At 60.1% G+C, this 23658-nt stretch carries 15 protein-coding genes; 5 read left to right on the plus strand and 10 right to left on the minus strand.

Going from position 1 to position 23658, the window contains the following annotated elements:
• The first annotated feature begins 16 nt into the window (after positions 1 to 16).
• The gene (locus tag ACDI39_RS09435; RefSeq protein WP_225787068.1) at positions 17 to 643 is read left to right on the plus strand and encodes a DUF2062 domain-containing protein; all 627 of its coding nucleotides are present in this window, start codon (positions 17 to 19) and stop codon (positions 641 to 643) included.
• Here the strand turns inward: ACDI39_RS09435 and ACDI39_RS09440 are convergent.
• The 3 genes from ACDI39_RS09440 to ACDI39_RS09450 form a co-directional block, all read right to left on the minus strand.
• The gene (locus ACDI39_RS09440) at positions 527 to 1306 is read right to left on the minus strand and encodes an ABC transporter permease (protein WP_225787069.1); all 780 of its coding nucleotides are present in this window, start codon (positions 1304 to 1306) and stop codon (positions 527 to 529) included. The genes ACDI39_RS09435 and ACDI39_RS09440 overlap by 117 nt on opposite strands.
• Complete coding sequence (locus ACDI39_RS09445; protein ID WP_225787070.1) at positions 1303 to 2235, minus strand: ABC transporter ATP-binding protein; 933 nt, start codon at positions 2233 to 2235, stop codon at positions 1303 to 1305. The genes ACDI39_RS09440 and ACDI39_RS09445 overlap by 4 nt, the downstream gene beginning before the upstream one ends.
• A gap of 145 nt (positions 2236 to 2380) precedes the next feature.
• Positions 2381 to 3004: a glutathione S-transferase gene (locus tag ACDI39_RS09450; RefSeq protein WP_225787071.1), complete on the minus strand. Its 624-nt coding sequence runs from the start codon at positions 3002 to 3004 to the stop codon at positions 2381 to 2383.
• A 273-nt stretch (positions 3005 to 3277) separates the two neighbouring features.
• Between ACDI39_RS09450 and ACDI39_RS09455 the strand changes: the two genes are divergently transcribed.
• A complete protein-coding gene (locus tag ACDI39_RS09455) occupies positions 3278 to 5725 on the plus strand; it encodes an acyl-CoA dehydrogenase (protein WP_225787072.1) in 2448 nt (815 codons plus the stop codon).
• Positions 5726 to 5753: 28 nt separating this feature from the next.
• Here ACDI39_RS09455 and ACDI39_RS09460 read toward each other — a convergent pair whose 3' ends face one another.
• Positions 5754 to 7229, minus strand: coding sequence for a hypothetical protein (locus tag ACDI39_RS09460; RefSeq protein WP_225787073.1), 1476 nt, complete (start codon positions 7227 to 7229; stop codon positions 5754 to 5756).
• A 144-nt stretch (positions 7230 to 7373) separates the two neighbouring features.
• Here ACDI39_RS09460 and ACDI39_RS09465 point away from each other — a divergent pair, with 144 nt between their 5' ends.
• The 3 genes from ACDI39_RS09465 (at position 7374) to ACDI39_RS09475 (ending at position 9314) form a co-directional block, all read left to right on the plus strand.
• Positions 7374 to 7784 (plus strand): PA2817 family protein, encoded by a 411-nt coding sequence (locus ACDI39_RS09465; protein WP_225787074.1) that lies wholly within the window; start codon positions 7374 to 7376, stop codon positions 7782 to 7784.
• 181 nt (positions 7785 to 7965) lie between these two features.
• Positions 7966 to 8505, plus strand: a complete 540-nt coding sequence (locus ACDI39_RS09470; protein ID WP_225787075.1) for a fimbrial protein — start codon at positions 7966 to 7968, stop codon at positions 8503 to 8505.
• A gap of 68 nt (positions 8506 to 8573) precedes the next feature.
• On the plus strand, positions 8574 to 9314 hold the full coding sequence (locus ACDI39_RS09475; RefSeq protein ID WP_225787076.1) for a fimbrial biogenesis chaperone: 741 nt from the start codon (positions 8574 to 8576) through the stop codon (positions 9312 to 9314).
• Between the two features lie 6 nt (positions 9315 to 9320).
• Here the strand turns inward: ACDI39_RS09475 and ACDI39_RS09480 are convergent, their stop codons facing one another.
• From ACDI39_RS09480 to ACDI39_RS09505, 6 genes are all read right to left on the minus strand, one after another.
• Positions 9321 to 10781, minus strand: a complete 1461-nt coding sequence (locus tag ACDI39_RS09480; RefSeq protein WP_225787077.1) for a hypothetical protein — start codon at positions 10779 to 10781, stop codon at positions 9321 to 9323.
• A 56-nt stretch (positions 10782 to 10837) separates the two neighbouring features.
• Positions 10838 to 13027: an autotransporter outer membrane beta-barrel domain-containing protein gene (locus ACDI39_RS09485; protein WP_225787078.1), complete on the minus strand. Its 2190-nt coding sequence runs from the start codon at positions 13025 to 13027 to the stop codon at positions 10838 to 10840.
• Positions 13028 to 13187: 160 nt separating this feature from the next.
• Positions 13188 to 14984, minus strand: a complete 1797-nt coding sequence (locus tag ACDI39_RS09490; protein WP_486538480.1) for a hypothetical protein — start codon at positions 14982 to 14984, stop codon at positions 13188 to 13190.
• A 278-nt stretch (positions 14985 to 15262) separates the two neighbouring features.
• On the minus strand, positions 15263 to 16567 hold the full coding sequence (locus tag ACDI39_RS09495) for an IS1380-like element ISPa33 family transposase (protein ID WP_010793081.1): 1305 nt from the start codon (positions 16565 to 16567) through the stop codon (positions 15263 to 15265).
• 478 nt (positions 16568 to 17045) lie between these two features.
• Positions 17046 to 20822: an RHS repeat domain-containing protein gene (locus ACDI39_RS09500; protein ID WP_225787080.1), complete on the minus strand. Its 3777-nt coding sequence runs from the start codon at positions 20820 to 20822 to the stop codon at positions 17046 to 17048.
• Positions 20822 to 23656 (minus strand): hypothetical protein, encoded by a 2835-nt coding sequence (locus tag ACDI39_RS09505; RefSeq protein WP_253103135.1) that lies wholly within the window; start codon positions 23654 to 23656, stop codon positions 20822 to 20824. Before ACDI39_RS09505 ends, ACDI39_RS09500 begins: the two co-directional genes overlap by 1 nt.
• Positions 23657 to 23658: the final 2 nt, after the last annotated feature.

A 23658-nucleotide genomic window follows, 5' to 3' on the forward strand; every position in this document is an offset into this window, starting at 1 on the left:
CCCGCCGGGAGCCTACATGCCGCGCCGTCTTTTCAAACGCTACATGCCGGATCCGACCAGCATTCGAGAACACAAGTCCTTACGTTTTCTCGGCCGATTGCTGCACGATCCGAACCTCTGGCACCTGAACCGCCATTCGGTGGCGCGGGCCATGGGTGTCGGCCTGTTCGCAGCGCTCATCCCCCTTCCCATGCAGATGCTGCTGGCGGCCAGCCTGGCGATCCCATTGCGCGGCAACCTGCCGATCGCGGTCAGCCTGGTGTGGCTGACCAACCCGCTGACCATGCCACCGGTGTTCTTCGTCACCTACATGACCGGCGCCTGGCTGATGCAGATCCCACCGCGCACCCTCCCCGACGAACTGACCTTCGAGTGGATCACCGCCCAGCTCGCCACCGTCTGGCAGCCGTTCCTGCTCGGTTCGGTGGTCTGCGGCGTGGTCCTGGGCGTGCTCGCCTACTTCGCGACCATGCTGTACTGGCGCTGGTGGGTGGGCCGGCAGTGGCGCCGGCGCAAGCAGCGGCTGTCAGGCACGCATGCCGCGGCCGCTGACCAGCAGGCGGACACACAGCAGGTAGAGCACCGCGGTGGCCACCAGCATGAACGTAATCGCCGTGCCAATACGGATATCCGACACCCCTAGGATGCCGTAGCGGAACGAATTGACCATGTGCAGCACCGGGTTGGCCAGCGACACGGTCTGCCAGAACGGCGGCAGCAGGTTGATCGAGTAGAACACCCCGCCCAGGTAGGTCAGCGGCGTGAGCACGAAGGTCGGGATGATCGAGATATCGTCGAAGTTGCGCGCGAATACCGCGTTGACGAAGCCCAGCAGCGAGAAGATGGTCGCGGTCAACAGCACCACGACGATGGTCACGCCCAGGTGATGCACCTGCAATTGGGTGAAGAACAGCGACAGCAAGGTGACGATCACCCCCACGGCCAGCCCCCGCAACACACCGCCCAGCACATAGCCGACGAGAATGGTGTGCGGCGACACCGGCGAGACCATCAGTTCCTCGATCGAGCGCTGGAACTTGCTGCCGAAGAAACTCGACACCACGTTGCCGTAGGAGTTGGTGATCACCGACATCATGATCAGCCCCGGGACGATGTACTCCATGTAGCTGAAGCCGCCCATGTCGCCGATCTGCCGGCCGATCAGGTTACCGAAGATCACGAAGTACAGGACCATGGTGATCGCCGGGGGCAGCAGGGTCTGTGGCCAGATGCGCAGGAAACGCCGGACTTCGCGGTAGACGATGGTATTGAGGGCGACCCAGTTGGTGCGCAGTTCCAGGTTCATACGGCCACCTTCGACAGGTTCTTTTCCACCAGGGCCACGAACAGTTCCTCGAGTCGGTTGGTCTTGTTGCGCAGGCTCTGCACCTCGATGTTGCGCAGCGCCAGCTGGCCGAACAGCGCGGTGATACCGATGTCCTTGTCCACTTGCACCTCGAGGGTGTGCGGGGTGATCAGCCGGCACGGATATCCCTCCAGCGCCGGTGCGGCGGGCAAGTCGTGCTTGAGGTCGAGGACGAAGGTCTCGACGTGCAGCTTGCCGAGCAGCTTGCGCATGCTGGTGTTCTCGACGATGGTGCCGTGGTCGATGATGCCGATGTTGCGGCACAGTTGCTCGGCTTCCTCCAGGTAGTGCGTGGTCAGGATGATGGTGATGCCCTTCTGGTTCAGCTCGGTGAGAAAGCTCCACATCGAGCGGCGCAGCTCGATGTCCACCCCGGCGGTCGGCTCGTCGAGGATCAGCAGGCGCGGCTCGTGGATCAGCGCCCTAGCGATCATCAGCCGGCGCTTCATGCCACCGGACAGCGAACGCGATGGCACGTCGCGCTTGTCCCACAGGCCGAGCTGGGTCAGGTACTGTTCGGCGCGCTCCTTGGCCAGCTTGGCCGGGATACCGTAGTAACCCGCCTGGGTGACGACGATATCGAAGGTCTTCTCGAACTGGTTGAAGTTGAACTCCTGGGGCACCACGCCCAGGCAGCGCTTGAGCGCCGCAGGCTCGCGGTCCAGGTCGTGGCCGAAGACATTCACCGTGCCGCTGGTTTTGTTCACCAGGGTCGAGAGAATGCCGATGGTGGTGGATTTGCCGGCGCCGTTGGGGCCGAGCAAGGCGAAGAAGTCGCCCTCGGCAACCTCCAGGTCGATGCCCTTGAGGGCCTGGAAGCCATTGCCGTAGGTCTTGGTCAACTGTCGTATGGACAGGGCGGAACTCATAGCGGGTCACTTACCGAAGAAAAAGGTGCAGGACACGCCAGGTAAAGTCACTGGCGCAGTGAGTGCGGCCAATGGTGCAAGGCCTGGCCGCACAAGTACAGTCATGTCTATTGATAATGACTATCGAAGAAGCCGAGGTGTTCGATCAGGTCAGCGCGGTCATCACCGCTGCCTGGTAGGCCGGGCGCGCCGTCAGGCGCTCGTACCAGGCCTGCAGGTGGTGCATGGCCGGGCGCTCGATGGGCATCTCGAACCAGGCATAGATGAAACTCCCCAATGGGATGTCGCCCATGCCGATCTGGTCACCAGACAAGTACGGCTGGTGGGCCAGGGTTTCATCGGCGATGGCCAGCAGTTGGGCACATTGCTTGTGCGCGGCGTTGATCGCCACCCAGTCGCGCTGCTCTTCGGGCGTGCGCAGCAGGCCCCAGAACAGCGGGCGGAACGGGCCGGCGAAGGACGAGGTGGCCCAGTCCATCCACTTGTCGGCCTGGGCGCGCTGGCGAGGATCGTCCAGGTACCAGCCCTGCTCCTGGCCGTACTCGGCGCAAAGGTAGCGGACGATGGCGTTGGACTCCCACAGCACCAGGTCGCCGTCCTCGAGCATCGGCACCAGGCCGTTGGGGTTGCGCGCCCGGTAGTGAGGCTCGTCGACCACGCCGAAGGCGCCGCCGGCATCGATGGATTCGAAATCGAGGCCCAGTTCATGGGCGATCCACAGCGCCTTGCGCACATTGCTCGAGTTCTTGCGGCCCCAGATCTTCAGCATGACCCTGTCCTTGTGAATGCGGAGGGTGACCAGTCTACTCCAGAGAACCGCTTCGTGCCCCATCGCCGGCAAGCCCCAGGTTCGGCAACGCCCCCAAGAACGGCTCGGTCCGTGTGGAGCTTGCCAGCGATGGGCTGCAAGGCAGCCCCAGGATGACGAACCCGACAGAACGCCTGCAACCACACCCTGTCATCGTTCAGACCCTACCCTTCATGCCGTTGCGTCTAAGCTCTGTGGGACGGCTCAAGCCCCTGGTTCCAAGGAGGACCGATTATGTTGCTGTTGTGGTTGGTGGTGCTGGTGATCGGCGCGGCGTACCTCACGCACCGGCGCCTGGCGCCCTTGCAGATCCTGGGTATCCTCGCGGCCTATGTGCTGCTGATGGGCATTTTCAGCAGCGCCCCCGGCTGGCTGCTGACCCTGCTGTGGATCGTGCTGGCACTGAAGATCGCCCTGGTGGCATTGCCGCAGTGGCGGCGCAAGGTATTCACAGGCCCGGTGTTCGAATGGTTCCAGCGCACCCTGCCGCCCATGTCGCAGACCGAGCGCGAGGCCATCGACGCCGGCACCGTGTGGTGGGACGGCGAGCTGTTCAGCGGCCGCCCGAACTGGAACACCCTGCTCGACTATCCGGCACCGAAACTGACCGACGAAGAACAAGCCTTCATCGACGGCCCAACCGAAGCACTCTGCGCCATGGTCAGCGACTGGCAGATCGGCCAGGACCTGGACCTGCCGCCCGAAGCCTGGCAGCACATCAAGGATCAAGGTTTCTTCGCCCTGATCATCCCCAAGGAATACGGCGGCAAGGGCTTCTCCGCCTACGCCCACTCCCAGGTGGCGATGAAGCTGGCCACCCGCAGCGGCGACCTGGCCTCCACGGTGATGGTGCCCAACTCCCTGGGCCCGGCCGAACTGCTGCTGCACTACGGCACCGACGAGCAGCGCAATCACTACCTGCCACGCCTGGCCCGTGGCGAGGAAATCCCCTGCTTCGCCCTCACCGGCCCCTTGGCCGGCTCCGACGCCGGTGCGATGCCTGATACCGGTATCGTCTGCAAGGGCCAGTGGAATGGCGAAGAGGTCATCGGCCTGCGCCTGAACTGGGAAAAGCGCTACATCACCCTCGGCCCGATCGCCACCCTGCTGGGCCTGGCGTTCAAGGCCTACGACCCGGACCACCTGCTGGGCGAGGAAGAAGAGCTGGGCATCAGCCTGGCGCTGATCCCCACCGACACCCCCGGCGTCGAGATCGGCAAGCGCCACCTGCCCCTGGGCGCCGCCTTCATGAACGGCCCCAACAGCGGCAAGGACGTGTTCGTGCCGCTGGACTTCCTCATCGGCGGCCAGGGTATGCTCGGCAAGGGCTGGATGATGCTGATGAACTGCCTATCGGTAGGCCGCTCGATCTCCTTGCCTGCCGTGGGCACCGGGGTGGGCAAGTACACCAGCCTGGTCACCGGCCAGTACGCCAACATCCGTGAGCAGTTCAACGTACCGCTGGCGGCCTTCGAGGGTATCCAGGAATCCCTCGCCCGCATCGGCGGCAACGCCTGGCTGATGGACAGCGCCCGCCTGCTCACCGCCAAGGCCGTGGACCTGGGCGAGAAGCCCTCGGTGTTGTCGGCGATCCTCAAGTATCACCTGACCGAACGTGGCCGCGAGTGCATCCAGCACGCCATGGACGTGCATGGCGGCAAGGCCATCATCATGGGCCCGAACAACTACCTGGGCCGCAACTGGCAAGGTGCGCCGATCTTCATCACCGTCGAGGGCGCCAACATCCTCTCGCGCAACCTGATGATCTTCGGCCAGGGCGCGATCCGCTGCCACCCGTTCGTGCTCGAGGAAATGGCCCTGGCCGGGCGCGAGGACCGCGGGCAGGCGCTGGTCGAGTTCGATGAGCTGCTGATGAAGCACATCATGTTCGCCGCCGGCAACGCGGCCAGCACCCTGGTCTACAACCTCGGCCTGGGCCGCCTGGAGAACGTCCCTGGCGATGCCCTGAGCCAAGGCTACTTCCGTGCGCTCAACCGCCAGGCCGCGGCCTTCGCCCTGCTGGCCGACCTGTCGATGATGCTGCTCGGCGGTGCGCTGAAGCGCCGCGAACGGCTGAGCGCACGCCTGGGCGATGTGCTGAGCCACCTGTACCTGGGCTCGGCGGCGCTCAAGCGCTATCACGACCTGGGTTCGCCCGAGCACATGCAGCCCCTGTTGCGCTGGGCCATGGAAGAAAGCCTGGGCCAGGCGGAAAACGCCCTGGACCGGTTGCTCGATAACTTCCCTAACCGTTTCGTCGGTTGTGCCTTGCGCGTCCTGGTGTTTCCGTTCGGCCGTCGGCATACCGGGCCGAGCGACGAGCTGGACGCCGAGGTGGCGGCGCTGATCGGCCGAAGCAAAGGTGACCCGGCGCTCGAAGAATTGTTGACCGGTTGCTTCCGGCCCCAGGCGGAAGGCGACCCGGTGGCGGCACTGCAGCGGGCCTGCGACCTGCTGGATGAAACCGGGCCTTTGCACAAGACGCTGCACCACGCCATCAAGGAGGGGGGGGTACGGCTAGCGAACGGGCAATCGGCTATCGACGAAGCCGTCGCAGCCGGTGTCCTGCAGCCAGCCGAGGGCCAGCGTTTGCACGAAGCCGAAAGAGCCCGACGGGCAGTGATCGACGTCGATGCATTCGAAAAAGACGCGCTCACGCTCAACCCAGACCAGGTGCGATAGCCGGCATAAGCCAGATAGCAGCGAGCGGTCATTCATTGAACAGCTCGCTCACTTTCTCCGCTGAGAACAACGGGACGGGAATGATCGTGAACGCCCAATACATGAACCGGGTGTCACTCAGGTCGCGCGCCCACACGGCAGTGAAAGCAGTGGGCAAGACAGCGGCGGGCGTGAACACGCCCGCCCGAGAGATCTTTCCATTGCCCGAAACGATCTTCCACTCGAGCTCGTCGACTGGAACTTGTACTTGCTCATCGGATTCAGCGCTCACGTACCATAGCGACAGCGACAGTTTGCCTGCTGACACCTTGGCCTTGAAAAAATGCGTCTGGGGCGCATAACGGGAAATGAATGTTGAGAAGGCAATGCTCTCACCTCGGCTGGCCTTGATCACATCCACCGTCACAGGCTCCCGGACCGTCGCCGACAGCGCGGCAGGGCGGTCGGTCTTGTTGTCAGGCTCCAGTTCGGCGGCTGGTTGCAGCGCCGCTGGCGGGAAGTAGTACTGCCTACCGTTTTCACGCCCCATCGTCCCCAGATGGGCACCTTCGAAAGCAAAGGTGGCTTCACCGGCAGGCTCAAGCACAAGTTCCTGCTTGGCATCGAAACTGCCAATCGCGCGGACCAGAGGCGTGATGGCCATTGTGTTCGTCAAACCGGCTATCTCATCGTCGGACGATCGTGGCGTTGCCGCCGTACCAGCCGCATAGAATGCCCAGTAACTGTAGAGGCTGGCTTCAAAGACACCGCCCTCGAATTCGAACGATGACGGCGGAGCCAAAAGCGAAGCGATCCATTGACTATCGCTCGGCGGCAGATCTTTATAAACCTCGGGGTACATCAACGATGAAATAATGATCACATTGTAATCACTGGCGATCTCTGCTGATGGCGGTGCTGCTGCAAAAGCGCGCGTGTCCTCGCCGAACAGCCAAAGCCAGGGCGAAAACTTACCAGCGTTTTCGAAATGCACCGATATATCATGCATGAGCGGGTTCAACGGTGGCGTAAGGCGATACAACAGCGTTTGCCCCCGACGTTCGAAATAGCCTCTGAAAAACGCAAGATCCGCATCGCTACCATTAAAGGTGTACTCGGCCGGGCTCGACCACTCCAGGCGCAGCGCCCCCAGGTCCAAGGTCCTGTAGCGTAACCGACTGTCCCCCAGCAAGGCCTTGATCGACAGGGTCTTATCGTCACCGGGCCATGTCTGGCTTATGTCACTGACCCAACCATGACTTGTGCCTGCTTCGTGGGTCAGGGTCATCTCCAAGTCACTCAGCAGGTGCTTGCTCACTTCAATATGCTTATCGGTATAGAGAAGCGATGGGTAACCCAGCCACACCAGCCTGATTTTCCTACTGACCGGGCCGGTGATGCGGTCAAAATAGACCCTCTCGCTTTTTGCAGTTGCTTTGTCGGCATGCAGCCTCCACTGGCGATTGATCGTGTCCCGATCAATCAGGAAAAACACCGGCGAAGGCTCGAGCTCCATGATTTTCATCGCAACTCTCCTCTTTCGTCCAAGTGGAACACCTTTCCCCTCGGCTCGAAACTGGCAGAATTGTCAGGTACGAAAAATCTGGCTGGCCGGTGATGCACCGACCTCTATAATCCCGTCCCACTCAATTTCCTCGAGGACTTTTTCATGGCGACCGACTACCAAGCCTACCACCTGCAGTTGCTGCATCATCTGCGCACCATCCTGGTAGCACTCGGCGACGCCGAGCAGGTGCCTGAAGAAAGCCACACGCTGTTCCTGGAGCGCTTCGATGAACTGCTTGCCGTGCTTCCCAAGGACCCGCTCGAAAGCCAGTACCTCGGCCAGGACCTGATCTGCCAGGTGATCCAGCGCTACCCGCAGATTGCCCATCTGGTCCCCCGTGACCTGCTGTGGTTCTTCGGCGGGGATTGCCTGCATTTCATGCCTGACGAAGAACTGGACCTGTATCAGCGACTGGAAGAACTCCGGTACGAGGCAGAGCAGAAAGGCGAAGCGTTCGACTGGCACCAGCAAAAGCAACGGCTCAGCCTGCCAGACGGTGACGGCCGGCACTGAGGTGCCCCCGTGCGTCACGCTCGAGCGCCTGAGCCTTAACGGGCTGCAGAGTAACCGTCCATATTTCCACGCCCCTCGGGTGAAGAGCCTTACATTTTTGTAGAGCCATCCCACCTATCCTGCGAGCCGAACATGCGCGTCCATGTTTGAGCATCGTTTTTCACCTTCAGGATCTATGGATATGAAAAAGACTTTGGCAGCCCTCGCCTTGGGCTTAGCAAGCAGCGCCGCAGTGGCCAATACAGGCAACATCAATTTTCACGGCACGGTCACACCGGGGGGCACCTGCCCCATCGAAATCGTCGAGCCCGGCAGCGGCGGCACCATTCTCCCCCGCGTGGTGATTGGTAACTTTCACCCCAGTTATTTCGACAGCGTTGGCAAGCGAACCCCGCATATTCCATTCGCCCTGCGTGTCACACCGGGAGCCGGTTGCACCATCAACCCAGGTGAGCAAGGTTACGTGACCTTCTCGCCCCTCCACGGCCCCAGCGGCACCGATCTCTATGCACTGCGACCAGGCGGTGCCGAGGGGCTGGCACTGGCCATTCAAGACAAGAGCAGGACCAACCTGGCGCCCGATGCGGAGTCGGCAGGCTACGCGCTCGACGATACCAAGCCCACTGACATGCTGTTCTACGCCATGTACCAGGCTACCAACGCAACCGTCACCCCAGGTTATGCTGCCGCTGATGTGACCTTCCTGGTCGACATCAAGTAATACGTTGCTCCAGGCAGTCTCGAACCAGCCTGGAGCATTCCGTTACCCGCCCACCACGAGATTCTTCCATGTTTCGCAAGATCCTGCGCGGTTGCCAGTTGCCAGTAGCGGTGGCAGCCTGCCTGGGCCTGCTCTCGCCGCTCGACGCCCAAGCAGCCCTGACCATCAGCGCAACCCGCCTTATCCAGCCCAGCGACAAGCACAGTACGTCCTTGATCGTCGCCAACCCCAGTCAGCGCACTTATGCCGCGCAAGCCTGGGTCAACACCAGCACCGACGACAACACCACCGCTGTCCCGTTGATCGCGTCGCCAGCCTTGTTCCGTATCGATCCGGGCAGCGAGCAGACCGTGCAGATCAACCGTCTGCCCAATGACCTGCCGCAAGATCGCGAGTCATTGTTTTTCTTCAATCTGCAGGAGATTCCCCAGTCGGATGCCGAACCAGGCAACGCCTTGACCATCGCCATGCGCACCCGTATCAAGGTCTTCTACCGCCCAAGCCAGCTCAAAGGTCGCCCGCAAGATCGGCTGGCGGAGCTGGCCTGGTCAGTGCAGTCGATAGAGGGCAAGGCGCATCTGGTGGTGGACAACCCCTCCCCTTTTCACTTCACCTTCAACCAACTCACCGTCACCGGCCCCCAAGCGAGCGAGAAAATCGAATCCAGGCACATGGCGCTCCCCTTGGGCCGTCAAACCTATCCACTCCATACGTTGTCGGTCCAGGATGGACTGAAGGTCGAGTTCACCACCGTCAATGACTATGGTGGTATCACTCCCAAAGTGATCAGCCCCGTGAGCCGATCCTGATGCGTCTCATGCCTTCAGCATCGGGCTATAGGTGGGGAAGTCGACCCATGTCTTGCCCGCGTCGAAACTCACCCCCACATGCAGCGTGAAGGTGTGGTTACGGCGCAGTTGCGCCAGATACGTCTTGGGAACTGTCACGCTATCGTTCATCCCGATACCCTGGCTGACCTCGCCCGGTGTGACGACATGCGCTTCGAGCACAGGGTAAGGCTGTGCATCACCACCACTTTGCAGGACGCCAGTGATGGTGATCCTGACCTGCTGGCCAACGGCCATCCATGACCAGATCCCCAACCTGACAGGTACCAGCGCTGGCGCCGGCCCGAGACTGAAACCATTACCATCGGCCCCTTGCAACTGCACTTGGGGCAAGTGCTCCGACAATGGGCTTACAGCAAGATTACGCGCAGCAGAGGGGAAGGTCTCCACCCCATCAAACACGTGGTAGCCGACAACCACCGTTTGCCGACTGTAGGCCAGGAGGCTCTTCACCGGGATGAGAAAATGCCGCTCGGTTCCAGGCTGCGGCTCGGCTGTGGAGAAATAACCATAATCGCCAGGATCGCCCCACGTCACCGTCACCGTCTCGTCCGGAAACAACCGTGCTGTCTCAGGGATTTCTACCAATAAAGGCTCGACGAATGCATTCATCGACAACGTAAGGTCTGGCCCTGCGCCGGTTGCCTGGGGAATTTCCACCCAGCCCAGGTCGCGTGGTATTGGCTGAGCGTTCACCCCCATCTCCAACGAACGAGCCTGCGCGCTCAGATTGCCCGCGCGATCCTCTATCTCGTAGTAGGCATAACGTTGGCCGTCTTGACGCTCACGAATCATCTGGCCTTGAAAGTCGATGAACAAGGGCTGCGCGATGTCATCGACGTTCAGGGTTCTACTGTCGACGCGTTCCGAATCATCAGCGCTCGCTCCCCAGTACCACGTGATGATGTCGCCCGGCATGGGGGTTTCGTAATCGGGGACCCGGGTACGTAAACGGTCTTGGTGACGCTCCAGATAACGAGCGGTCAGCCCGTCCCTCTCGATCTGCTCGGCATCCTCGACGATTTCGAGTCGACCACGTTGGCCGCCTAGCGCAGGTGCTGTCTTGTCGATGTACAGCGTAAGCGGCTCGGACGCTTCCGTCCCTTCGTTGCCCAGTGTCACCCGGTACGTCAAGCTATGCCGCCCCTCGACCAGTTTCTCCACCGGCACCTCGAAATCCAGGTCTTCTTCACGCACCGGAACGGTCCAACACCTGGAGTCGAGAAACTGGCCATCCCACTGCAACTCCAGGGTTTCTGGTTCCTCTTCACTGGGGTCGGATATCAGCCACTTGGGAACGCTGACCAGAAGCGGCCTTCGCACAGCCCTGACGGGCAACAAGTTAGGCTCACCTCCCGGAATATCCTCCAGCAGATCAGGAACAATCACCGGTTTGAGCAAGAGCAGGCTTTCATCGGACTGGCGCATCGTCGACCTCTCCCCAAAAAAAAAGGAAGACTCGGCGTCTTCCTCTTCAGCGTTGTTCACCAGCTGTAGCGCAGCCCCAGGTTCACCCCCCACGGCTGGTCAATATGTTCGCCACGGCTGTAGTCGAAATCAGCATGCAGTTGCAAGCGCTCCACCATCGATACAGCCACACCCACACCGAGTTCGCCACGCGAGCCTGACAGGTCGTTATCGAAGCGATGGGTATTGACCTTGACCTCATTGTCATCGATGAACTCGTATGCATAGGCGGCGCGCAAGTACGGTTGAATGATTCGCCCCGCCCCCAGGTCGATGTTGCGGCCCAAGGTAGCGCCTACCTTACCCAACAGAGACCGGGCCGTCTCGCCCTTGGCCTGTAGACCGTTGTCGAGCTCGTAGTCCCGACCTTGAAACTGCGCCATCGACCATTGGGTATAAGGTTCTACGAAGTAATCGTTTTGCAAGGCGATATGGCGACCGAATTCGGCCGACGCGCCAACGCCATAGTTGCTGTAGTCACCCTTGGCCTTCTGGCCGTCGCTCAATGCTACCTTGGCATCGTTTTCAAAACGGTTCAGCTTGAGCACACCATCGAAATAGTAACCGCTCTGTTTATCCAGCCACGTCGTGTACAACCCCACGTAGTAGCTGTCGATTTCGCCGGAAGTACCTTGGCTCAGATCCAGGTCCGAGCGGCTGTAGCCCGCCAACGCGCCGACCAGCCATTGCCCGTCGCCGATCGGCAGGGGGACGTCCGCACCAAAGGACATCCCATGTTGCACCTGCTTGTAAGCGACACCGGAACTGGCCGCGACGTCATATTTGTTACCGTATGCCCGGACCCAGGCACCGGCCTTGCCTTCATCCAAGCGAAGCTCGCCCATTCGGCCACGCAACGAGGTCAGTTCGCCGTACCATACCGTGGGGGTAGCGTTGAACATGGCCAACACTGAACGCGTACCAGGGCTGATGATTTTGCGCGAACCGTCCAGGTACCAGTCGTTCCCACGTTGGACCAGCTCATAGGAAAAAGCACCCAGATCAACCGGACCATTGACCAGCGAGAACGATGCATCGCCGCCAGCGGTGTGCACCATATGCAGCTGATTCTCTTCTTCGGGATCTTTGCCAGCGCTGCCGATCAGCAAGCCATGGCTGCCGCTCGCCTGGCCGGTAACCTCCAGAAAGTCGCTCTGCCCCGTCGAAAAATCGGCATCCATGACGAAGGTCCCGTTACCTGAAAGGTTTTCCACGGTCAATCGATGGAATGCGCCTGGGCCACCGAACTGCACAGCGCCGTCCTTGAGTGCCAGGTCACCAACAGAGGCATCGCTGACCATGACCCAGCGCGACTGGTCGCTGATGCTCAACCGCGAAACACCCTCCAGTTGGCCGGTGAGGCTGGCCTGGTTGGCAAGCGTCAATGTTGCGCTGGAGCCATCCTCTACCGTTACGTTACCCACCAGGTGCGAATTATCGACCGTCATGTCGGCCGTCGAGCGGTCGCGTACCTCGAGCACGTTGCCATTGCTGCCTGAGAGTTGCGAGCCATTGCCGACAGTGATCCGCGCCGAAGCCGGCACCGTGCCGCCACCGGCGACGACGATCGCGGCCCCGTCCAAGCCATCGACAACCGTGCCCTGCAGGTCGATCTGGGCCTGACCATCCAGCGAAGTGTCGCCCGACACCAAGATACCTTCCTGGGCTCCCACCACCTGGCTGTCCATCGCCTCGAACCGCCCATTGAACATACGCAAACCGGCACTTGCGGCACCTGTGCCACGTAGCAGGCTACCGCTGACATGAAGCTGCGAGTTGCTGGCCAACGCCGCACCACCGCGCTCACCGACGATCGTGCTATCCGTCACATTGACCGTGGAACCGATGTCACCGCTACGCGCCGCGACAATACCGCGGCCCTGACTGACGATCTGGGTGCCCTTGAGGCTCGCTACCGAGTCGCTTCCGACCACCAGCGCGTCGCCCGTCGCAGTGATACCGCCACCGTTGAATTCCAGCGCCGATCCAGCGCGCAGTTGGATCTCCTGCGCCTGGGCACCATTGGCCGTCAACGTGGCACCGGCAAGGACTTGATAACTGTCCAATGGCACTGTCCCATCTATGACTTGGTCCTCCACGATAGTGGTCAGTGCCAATGCCACTTGACTGACCAGGTACAATGGCGCGAACGCGAAGGCAAAAACGTGCCGACCCGCGCCGCCGAAGCGTGCAGAGTGTTTGTTCATCGATATATGCTCGCCAACATGAATGATTGAAATCAGGTTCGGATCGTCCCTGAATTTCCTGACGAGACTACATGGCTTTTTCTGCCAAGCATGTAAGAAAAAACCTACATTCCTACGCGAAAAAACCACAATTTACTGCGCGTACCACAACGACGCACAGTCAAGTCAAATCGCATGCGCCGCTGGGCTCATACATGGCCAATACGATTTCGCCGCGCTCGGAAGCAATGTCTTCCGTTCCTGCCTTAAAGCTGTAGACCACCCGCGCGCGGGCTCTGTAAAAAAGTGGATCATCAGGGTCGAATGTAGGCGCAACATGCTTCAAGTAAGGTACCCGCCACGTAAAGCCTTCCAGAGGGTAGTCAGCGCCCAAGGGCACCGGGAACGACTCCCTTACACCAGGTACTTCATCCTCACCTTGATCTTCATTTCCTCCTTTCACGGCCCACCAGGTAAGAACGAATTCAGTGATTGCTCCGTACTGGGTGTATTGCGTCAGGTCAGGCACCGTCACTTGCACCGCGCCACCATCGGCGTGCGGCAAACTGGCCCTGATCGTGCTGCAATTCAACTGGCCTGCCGCATTGGCATCCAGGAATCCAGGCGCCTGTGCAACGATCTTGATGGCGTTCACCAAGACAGGCGTATCACGCGACTTCAGCGGATTGTGCACATCGGGCCGGCTGACCCAATAACTCACCGGCAGCGCAGGATTGTTCCCTCCTGCCTCGATCACCGCCCAGGGCACTTCGAACGTAACGTCTTCCCCTGGCACGTCAGAGTCGCTCACGGTGTAGCGCGCAGCACCCTCCTGGTCGCCCCAGGAAAGCGTCAGCACATCATCCTCCAGTGCAAAGTCATGCAGTTCGATCGTGATATCGGCGGCCTTGCCTGTGTCGTTGATGTCGAGTTCGTTCTCGCCGCTTGTCCCTCCCTTTCCTGCTACCCGCACAGGGTTCAGGCCCGCATGCTCAGGGTCCGGCCAATCTGGGCCTGGCCAGCCGGGGTCGATCGATTCGAAGTCGACATTGACCTGCGTCTCGTTCCCACCCAACAAATGAGTACCCCGATACACCTCATAACGAACCAGCGTGACGTCCGGCACCGATGAATCATCGTATTCGGTCAACAGGATTTCGCGGCTGTCCACCGGGAACCTGATCATGGATTCAGGCGTAGACCCGACAGGCTGCGGCTTCAAGTGCGCAGCCTTCCAGATCACTTTCACCGTGTCTGTGGGCTTGTGGTCATCGAACAACGGCACCCATACCTCAACGCCCTCCAAGGCATCGGCCTGATCGATGAGAAAACCATCCGCCGCCGTGGCCAATGGTACCTCCGGCGGATCGAACACCGTTGGCAAGGTACCGAGCGCCACATCGACAGCGAGGTAGTCGGAGATTTGGCTGATGTTGCCGGCCTTGTCGAACAATACATACACGGCATAGACGCCGCCGTCGTTGACCTTGCGTACATAGTCGCCGGGCACTTCGAGTTGCTGAGCCTGGCCCGTGGTTGCAAGGGTGCCGACCTCTTCGATGTTTTCAACGTCTGTGGGTATCTCGTTCAACCAGTACCAACGGACTTTGTCACCTGCTTCCCAGTCGGGGTAAGCGGGTAATGTCAAAAGAACCTTGTCGTTACCTGCCGCGAGGCTGTCATCTGTGACCACCGGAATACCCGCGAACTTGTTAGGCACATCCCTGTTATAAGGGGGAACACGATCGAAGCGCAGCGTGATAGGGTCGGAATACTTCTCTTCAAAATTATCCGACATGATGTAACTTCTGAAATAGTGTACCCCTTCTGGCTGCAAAGCATCGAGCGTCAAGTCGAGTTTGACGGGATATGGGAAACTAATGGGGTCATCAAAGAAGCGGATACGCTCCTCATGAATAGAGGTAAATCCGACGCCATCACGCGAGTGCTCTATCCGCAGGAGATCTTCATCGGTCACGAACCATTGGGGTACCTGGACGAATAAGCCAGCGCCATCCGAGCGCAAAAGCACACTCTTCACTGTCCTATCGGAAGGGTCGGCAAAATAGTCTGGATCGACGATAAGTGGATCTAGCCCGGATTTCTCATGAGGCCGGCAGGCGTGGCCGGTGAAGCCTCGGCGTATCAACAACCTGCCTTCCACCGCTAAAAATTGATCGTTTTTTATTCAATTCCCGCGTATGGGGCGCACTGCCCCCTTTCCCCCATTGAGCCGGGCCGGGGGCGCCCGCCTGTTCAGGTCGGCTTGAGGCGGGCAACCAGCCCCGCAAAGAGTTCCTGATGCGGATAGGCCTCGCTGATCAGCACGCGGATGCGCCGGCTGTTGCGAATGATCACCGCACCGATCTTGAGCAGTTTCAAGCGCAGGTTATGGATGCTCATGCGCGCCAATGCGGTGCCCTGGAGATGATCGCGTAGCCGTTCGAACAGCACATAGGCAAAGGCCGACAGCATCAGCCGCCACTGGTTGGTCCACCAGCGTGGGCTGGAGGTGCGGTCGGCGAACAGATCCAACTGTTGGTCCTTGATCCGATTCTCCATGTCGCCACGGCCGCAGTAGTCTTCGTAGTACTGCTGGGCAGCATCCTCGGCAAAGCGGGACACGACGATGAAGCGTGGATTGGCACCCTGCTCGCCATGTTCCAGGCGCGACACGACCAGGCGGCGCCTACGCCAACTACCGGCCTGATAGAGGAAGCGATACACGCCGGACATCTTCTGCCCGGTTTCTTGGTAGGCCTCGGCGACCGCTTGCATGGCCGGCGCCGCCATCCGCTGCAGGCGGGTGTTGCGGGCCAGACCCACCACATAATCCACCTGCTTGCGGTCACACCAGTCGAGCATGCGATGTCGGCAAAAACCGCCGTCACCGCGGAACACGATGCGGGTCTCTGGCCAGAAGCGGCGAATGAACTTGACCAGCAGTGCCAGGATGGCCCAACTGTGTCGGGCGCCATCGATGTTGCTCGGGCGCAAATAGCTCACCAGCAGATGGCGACCACAGAACACATAGAGCGGCAGGAAGCAGTAATGGTCGTAATAGCCATGGAAGAAGCGCCCTTCCTGATCTCCATGCACCGGCACATCGGTCGCATCGAAGTCGAGCACGATCTCAGCCGGCGCCTGGTCATGCTGGGCGATGAAGTGCTCCCACAGCAGGCGATGGGCTTGCACCACCGTTTCGCGATCGGCTTGCTGTTCCAGGCGCCCCAGAGTGGATTTGCCGGCCAGCGGTTGCAGGCGGTTGACCGCAGTCTGCAGCGCGTAGTCATGGCGCAGGCCGTCATGATCGTTGAGATCCTCGTAGCCGGCGGCCAGTGCATAGATACGCTGGGCGAGCAGTGTCTGCAGTCCATGCTGGACACGCCCAGGATCACGCCGATCGGGAACGATTTTGGCCAGGCGGCGGGTCAAGCCATGTTGCCGGTCGACCTCGCGCAGCAGCAACAAGCCCGCATCCGAGGTGATGTGACCACCGGTGAAAGAGGCCTCGACGAGGCGGCGAGAGAGGGGTGAAAAGTGGAGTTTTTCTGGTAGCATTTTGTGCGCGGCTGAAGACTTATGGGGCTTTGTTTGGCGACAAGAATCATAAGGCTTTCAGCCGTTTTTGTTTATGCGGTCATGAGAAATCCGGGCTAGCGGGTCGGCCCTCAATATCTCGGCACGGCGAAGCCTAAACGCCCGTCGTACATTGTCAGCCGCATCGATTTTGGCGTCGGAGCTATTCACATCCACCTCCCTGGGAGACACAGATTAAGAGTTACCACCTCCGCTCACGCGACTTCATTCAACGCATTCCGATACACGATGACAACTGGCATTTTTATCAGGTCGACACGTTTTCGATATGCACGCCAAACGTGCTCGGGGCAAGCCAGCTTCTTATAAATCGACACATGACTCGTTGATTGCAGAGGCCCTGTAGGAACGGGCTTGCCTGGGCTGCAAAGCCGCCCCTGGATTGCAAGGCCCCCCTTGCTAGCCAGTATTGGGGCTCGCCCGTAAGACTATGAAAGGCTCAGTTGCTCTGCGTCACCAAACGATCCAACGGATCATATCCATACAACGCGTCAATGCCCTGCGCGGGTGCCTGAACGCGCTCCAACCGCCCCAGCGCGTCATATACCAGGGTCCGGCCCTGCTCGTCGCACGTCAGATTACCGTCTGGGTCATACGTCAGGGCAATGACACGCGGCACGTCCTCAAGCCCAGTGATCTCGATTCCGGTCAACTGCGCCGGATCCTGCTCGTTCTCGAAGCGATACCTTGCATCGATCCTGCCCCCTTCGAACAACGTGCGAACCCGGATGATGTTGTCCAGGGCATCGAAGGTGAAGACTTGGGCCTGGATCTTCTTGCCATAGGAATCGACTGGCACGTATTCATCCTCCCCCTCGCAATCGTACTCCTCCAACCGGCCCCGAGGGTCATAGCCATAGGTTTCTTCGCGCAGCAACTGCTCGCCACTCTTCAAGGTCTTGGTCTTGATGGCATCGACCGCGTCGTAGCACTGCTTGAGTACTTGCACCGAATCACCAAGATCGAAAGTTCGGCTGCTTTCGCGATCGAAATCGTCATAAGCCAGAGCGGTCTTGAGATACCGAGGCTGCCCATCCGGATCTTGGGTTTCAGTCAGAATGCTGTCCATACGGCCCAAGCCGTCATAGGTGAACGTGCTCACGATATTTTCAAGGCACGTCTGCTCGAGCTGGCCATACGCGTTGTAGCGATAAGACTGGGTATGCTCCAGCACATCGGTATAACTGAGCAGACGCCCTTGCAGGCTGTACACGTACTTCATCTCAAAGGGAGCCTCCCCGGGACGTTCACGCCTTTCCAGCTTCAGTTCCCCGGTACTGAAGTACTCCCGGCTCAGCGACTCGTCGTTTTCCTCGCACCACAACAAGCGGGCATTTTCCTTGTCGTACTGGTAGTTCGCTTCAACACCAGACGTCGTCAAGATGCGGCGCAAGGGTTCTTCACCCAGTTGCGGGAGGTATTCATATGTGATGCACACGCCCGCTGGAGTGATGACTGCCTCGGGCTGGCGCTGCCCTGGCGCGTAGAGCTGCGTACGTTCACGCCCTCCCGTCACCGAGCCGATCAGACGGCCCAGGCCATCGAACGCCTGGGTACCCAGCAGGTACCTGGTCTGGTCGCTGCCATCGACCACCTCGATCGAAACAGGCAAGTCTTCGGTACTGTGAGAGGCATAGACTCTGTGTACCACCGAGTCATCGGCCAGGGTGTGATCGGTAAGCCTGCCGAACTCATCATGGCGGAACGAGGTCTGCGCACCACGCCCATCGACCTCCCGGGCCCTGCGCCCGAGCCCATCGTAAAAGTACTGATGCAAGCTGACACGTCGTTGCTCGGTATCTACACGCTCGACCCATACTGGCTGGTCGAAAAGATTGAGCTGCGTGATCGTCATGCCGCTGCGCAACGACTGGTCTGCCGACTCTCGCCATTGCCTGCGAATCGGCCCGGTGAAATCCGGTGCACCAGTCAAGTCGGTAACATCGTGGTTACGCACACGATCGGGCCCGACTTCGCAGCACCGCTGCCGCCAACCGTCGTACTCGTAGCTTGTGAGCAATGGCAAATCGACCAGTTCAAGCCAATCATGCTCGGCCTCCCATACCAAGTTGCCTAGCTCGTCAAAAAGCGCCTTGTAGAAAAGTCGTGCCGCCTCCTTGGCCTCGGAGGTTCGTCCATAATCCGGGTCCTGCCGTTCTTGCCTGACCACACGGTTGAGCCCGTCCACGTAGGTCCAAGTCGTCACGCCTTTGACATCAACTTGTGTCTGCACGGCCGGCTCACCATTGGCGGACAGGTGGTAGCTGTAGTTGCGCGTAGCGCAGTATGGAGTGCCAGGTGCGACCGTCTCTTGGGTAACGCGGCGCAGCACGTCGTACACGTAGGCGATCTGCACCTCGTTATCGTCATAATTGAGCATGGGCTCGCCGATCAGCACCGAATGCTGCAACGTATTGACCTTCCGTGCATGGCGCACGGTACCAGCCTTGGTGTGTAGCGTTTCGCGCAGCGTCAATGGCGCGCCGTGATCGAAACCGGTGATGGTCTGCTCGGTTTGCACCACAGGATGACCGTCCAACGAGGCCAGCGCGTAGGCGTAATCGCTACAGGTGCGTTTGCCATCGAGCACGAGCACCTGCTGCCGGGGCCGGCCGTAGCGCAGCGGGTCGCCGACCGTCGCATGGTACTGGGTCTCGGTGAGCTGCAAGACGGCATCGTCACGCACACGCACCAGCTTCTCGGTCTCGAGCAGCAAGGTGCCTTTCCCATCCTGCGCCAGCGATGGCAGTTCGATGTAGCTGTACACGCTGCGCAAGGCCTCGGCCATTCCCTCACCGGTCGTTGGGATCACCTCCTGAGTGTCGAGATGGCGGACGAAGCCCTCCGGATCTTGCTCGGCCGGCAGGTAGCTGGAGTGGGTTTGCACGCCGTTGGCCTGCTGTTGCCAGATCAGGTTGCCGTAGTGGTCATACGTGGTGTTGACCTCTTCGTCGCGCCGGTCATTGCCTCGGCGCCAGGAGGTGATCGTGAGGCAAGGCAACTGAAAGTTGGCCGGCTGGTCTTCGAAGCGCATATTCGCGAGTTCCCCATACTTGATGGTCTTCGCTTCGACGCACCCCTGCTCGGTAATGACCTGCTCGGTCATCAGATGGAAACGGTTGAAGGTGCACGCGACCGTTCTTGCCACTTCGCCGTGCTGGTAATGGCTGGCGACGGACGAGTAGAAATAGTCGGCCCCCGTGAACCGATAGAGATTGTCCAGGCCATCGTCGATCCAACCGATGCCCGAGCCGTAGCCCAGAAAGTTCTCCTCGCTGAAGCAGTAGCACGTCAGCATGTCGGGTTGTCCAGCGCCTGGCTTGATCACATGCTGCTTGACCCAAGGCAGGGTTCTGCCTTCATCACCTGGCAGGTGGTGCCCACGCTCTTCGTATTCGATCTCTTCGACGCCCGCCAGAGGCGTTTGCAGCCGGGTCAGGCAGCGGACTTCGCCCAGTGTGCGGTAAGTGAACGTCCAGCTGGCCTTATCGGGAAGCACGACCCTACCCAGGTCATCTCCATCGCGCTCCAGTCGATAACGTGCAAAGGCCACTGTATCGGGGTTGATATCGAGGTCCACCCAGGCACCGCTGGAATAGTCCAGCCGGAGCAACACGCGGGCGCAGTCGTCGATGACAGTCTCCAGGCAAGGCACACCGTTGTGCGGCCGGTAGGCCAAGGTAATACCGTGCCCAGTCGGCGCCAGCACACGCACCGGAAGGGCCAGGGTGTAGTCCGGCGCCTGCGGCTCGAGCAGCTCCACCAGTCCCGACTTGTGCGCCACACGAAATCGCTGCGTTTGCCCTGTGGTGACGTTCTCGAAGTGAAAACTCTCGATCTTGCGTTCAGGAATCACTGGCGGCTGGCCAGGACCATTGTCGTAAACCAGGAAACGCTCGCCACTGTGCAGGCTGAGAAGGCCGGATGCCACGGCGTATTGGCTGAGGTTAAGGCTCCAACCTGTGCCAAAACCGGAATCGTGGGTGTTCATCGGGTTGAAGCCCAAGCGCAACGGCAAGCTCGGCCCATTGAGCTGATTGGCGGTCAGTTCGGGCAGTTCGATGGCCAGGCTGTATTGGCCTGTGCGCGGATCGACGCTGCCTTGAACGAAACTCATGAAATTGAACGCGTTTGAATGCACCAGCGATTGAGTCGTCATCGTGCTCACTCTCAAAGGCCATGACGTCGCCCCCAACGGGGCGACGATCATTGTCATTATTGAAAATCCCAGCCGAGGATGTTGCGGTGGTCTTGCGAGCCGGACAGCTCAAAAGACACCTTCAGCCTGTGAGGACTTCCGTAGTTGTCGAGCAAGGTGAAGGTCATCGGCCTGTCGAGCACCTGGCGGTACGTCTTCACTCCCCGGTCGTACCAGAAAGGCCAATCCGGCACACGGTCCAAACTCAGCAACAACGTGCCTTCGGAGACGGTTTCATGGCCCTTGAAGTTGTAATCCAACACGGCCTCCGGGGACTCCAGGGCCAACAGCTGCAACTGCGCCTGGTATTGAATGCCAGTGGAAGCAGGCCGGGCATCGGGGTGACGCTTGGGCTTGAAGGCAAAGCCGGTATAGCTGGCGAACGATTCGGCGAGCTGCTCACTCTCCCAACGTATCATCGAGCAGTGATCGAACCGCACGTCCGTGAAGCTGAGCCCGGCTCTACTCCGGAGAACCCAATAGTGCGTGGTGTAGTGCCAATAATTGAAGTTGTCGGTTTCCCCTGCCTCACCCACCCAGTCAAAGCCATTTTTCGCTTCCACGCGTTTGGGCTCGAACTCATAAAGTGCCCGATCCCCCTCCGGGACTTTGACACCGGTGATTTCAACCCATTTCTCGTCGATGTCCTTGGCATCCGAAAAGTGCCACCGGTTGCGATGGTCCTGGAACTTAGCCTTGATATTGCGAGGCTCCACTTCGAGCGTGTGCACATAAACGTTAAGGATCCGCGTATTGTCCCCGGCGACTTGCCCGACGTCCGTGCCTGAACCCGCAGTCGAAACCGGCAGGTAATCGAACCGATTGCGCAGTTTGCTGGCTGCCCACTGCTTGCCGCTGCCTTCTGCAAGTTCTGGATCGAGGCCTTCCACGCCGATCGGCAACCAGTCGATTTCGGTACCGTCCTCGTGCAGCAGTTTCAAGGTAGAGAGTTCGAGATCACTCACGGGGTCATAGATGATGCCATCGGGCGTTTCGATTGGCTTGGTCTCGATTTTGATCCGGATACCCACCTGCTGCCTGCCATTGGCCAGAACCTGCTGGGCATTGGCTCGATTGGGGGTCAGCTTGAAGTGATTTAACTCCCTCCAGCGCTCTTGGTTCACTGCCAGTTGCCGTGCCGAGCTACGCGGGTGTTCGATCACGGCAAACCCTGGCAGCCCGACAATGGAGCCCACGATGACACTGACCTCGCCCGTGATCGACTCCCCAGCGCGATACAGCCCATCCTCGATGTTGCCCACGCCATACACCGCCCAATCGATGTCTTGGGCGAGCTGCTGCGGCTCGGCGATGAGTTCGAATTGCTGCTGGCCATTGCTGGGCAACTGCGCCACATGAAAAGGCTCCACCTGCAGTGCCAAGGTCCTGGAAACGATCACCACCGTTGCATAGCCAGTATTCGCACCTTTGCGCACCTGGATGCGCTGTAGCCATATCGGCTCGCCGGTATCCGGTTCATCGGGTGTGAACAGAGCATGGCGAGTGTCCGCCGGCTCGACATCGAGCGTTCCGTATTCGGCCTCGACCAAGGACCACGTGCCGCCGTCTTCGGACGCGGTCAGACGAATGGGCTCCTGCCCTTTGGTCCACACCACCGCCCTGGGCGCGATGCCCAGCGCATCGGCAGAAGCCACTACCAATGCCGATTTGCCGGGGGCATCCTCGACACCCTGCGCACTCACCAGCATGATCTGCTGCTCACCAGCGATCGCGGTGGGGGCTGGGGTGGTGTAATTTCCGTTGGTGTCCATCGTGCCCGAGGCACGTGGATACGCCACATTGCGTGCCGACCAGCCAAGCGGTGCTGGCCCGCTCACGGTAAACTGCCGGCTCTGCGCTGCCCCCATGCTGCTCATTGCAGGCCGAACCTGGCGTGTCAGATCACCCGCCTGTACGTCTCCAAGCAGGATCTTGTCGTACGGCGCATGCTCGCTCGCCATCCGTACCTCATAGGCATCAGGCAGGAGCACCTGGTCCAGCCCACTGCGACCAAGGTCGTGAACCAACGGTGACCGCTCCCGGCTAACCAGCAACGCAGCGGAATAGTTGCTGGTCTCATCCTTGGGCGGTAACAGGTACGGCAGGTTACTAGGGAAGTTTCCTCGTGCACGGTCAGCTACCAACTGCAAGAGCAACAGCAGTGCACCCTCGTCTTCGCTCGCCCCACCCTCTTGGGCATCGCCAGGTGCTTGCTGACCAGTGACGGCAAAATCCACGGTCGCCAGGGCATGGTTGCCATAGAAGTCGATGTCCAGAATTGGCAACGGGCGGGAGAGCGCCAATTGCTGGTTGAGTTGCTCCAGGATGAACCCACCCATCTTTTGTGCGGCGATGGGCGTACTGCCGAGGGTACACGTCGGTTCGCTGGCGGCACTCAAGTCCAGCACGACTTGGCTGCGCCTGAGGTAGGTGTTGGGCACCACCTTCAGTTCGCCAATTACCTCGAAGCGATAGCCCATGCCCAGATAGAGCACGTCCTTTTTCCTGAATCGCTGGACGTTGCCCGCCAACATGGACGTATACAGACAACTGCCTGCAATCAGCTCCATCGTCACTTTGAGCTTGGCGCTCGTCCCCACTGCCCCCTTGAATGACAGTTGCGCAGGGCCCAGGACCACATTGTCGAAGGTCACCTGCCCGGTACGCGACTCGTCGATGTAATAGCTGCCACTGATCGGAGTCGCCATGCCCTCGAGGCCAAACGCCTCGACATACCGCGTCTGCAGCGCTTCATTGACCGGATCGCGGCCCAAGGCAAGTATCGCGCCCCAACCGTGCATGGCGTCACCCTCCTTGAGCGCATCGAGCAAGTCTTGCAGTGAATAGGCCATGG

The organism is Pseudomonas sp. Tun-23181, from assembly GCF_057415455.1.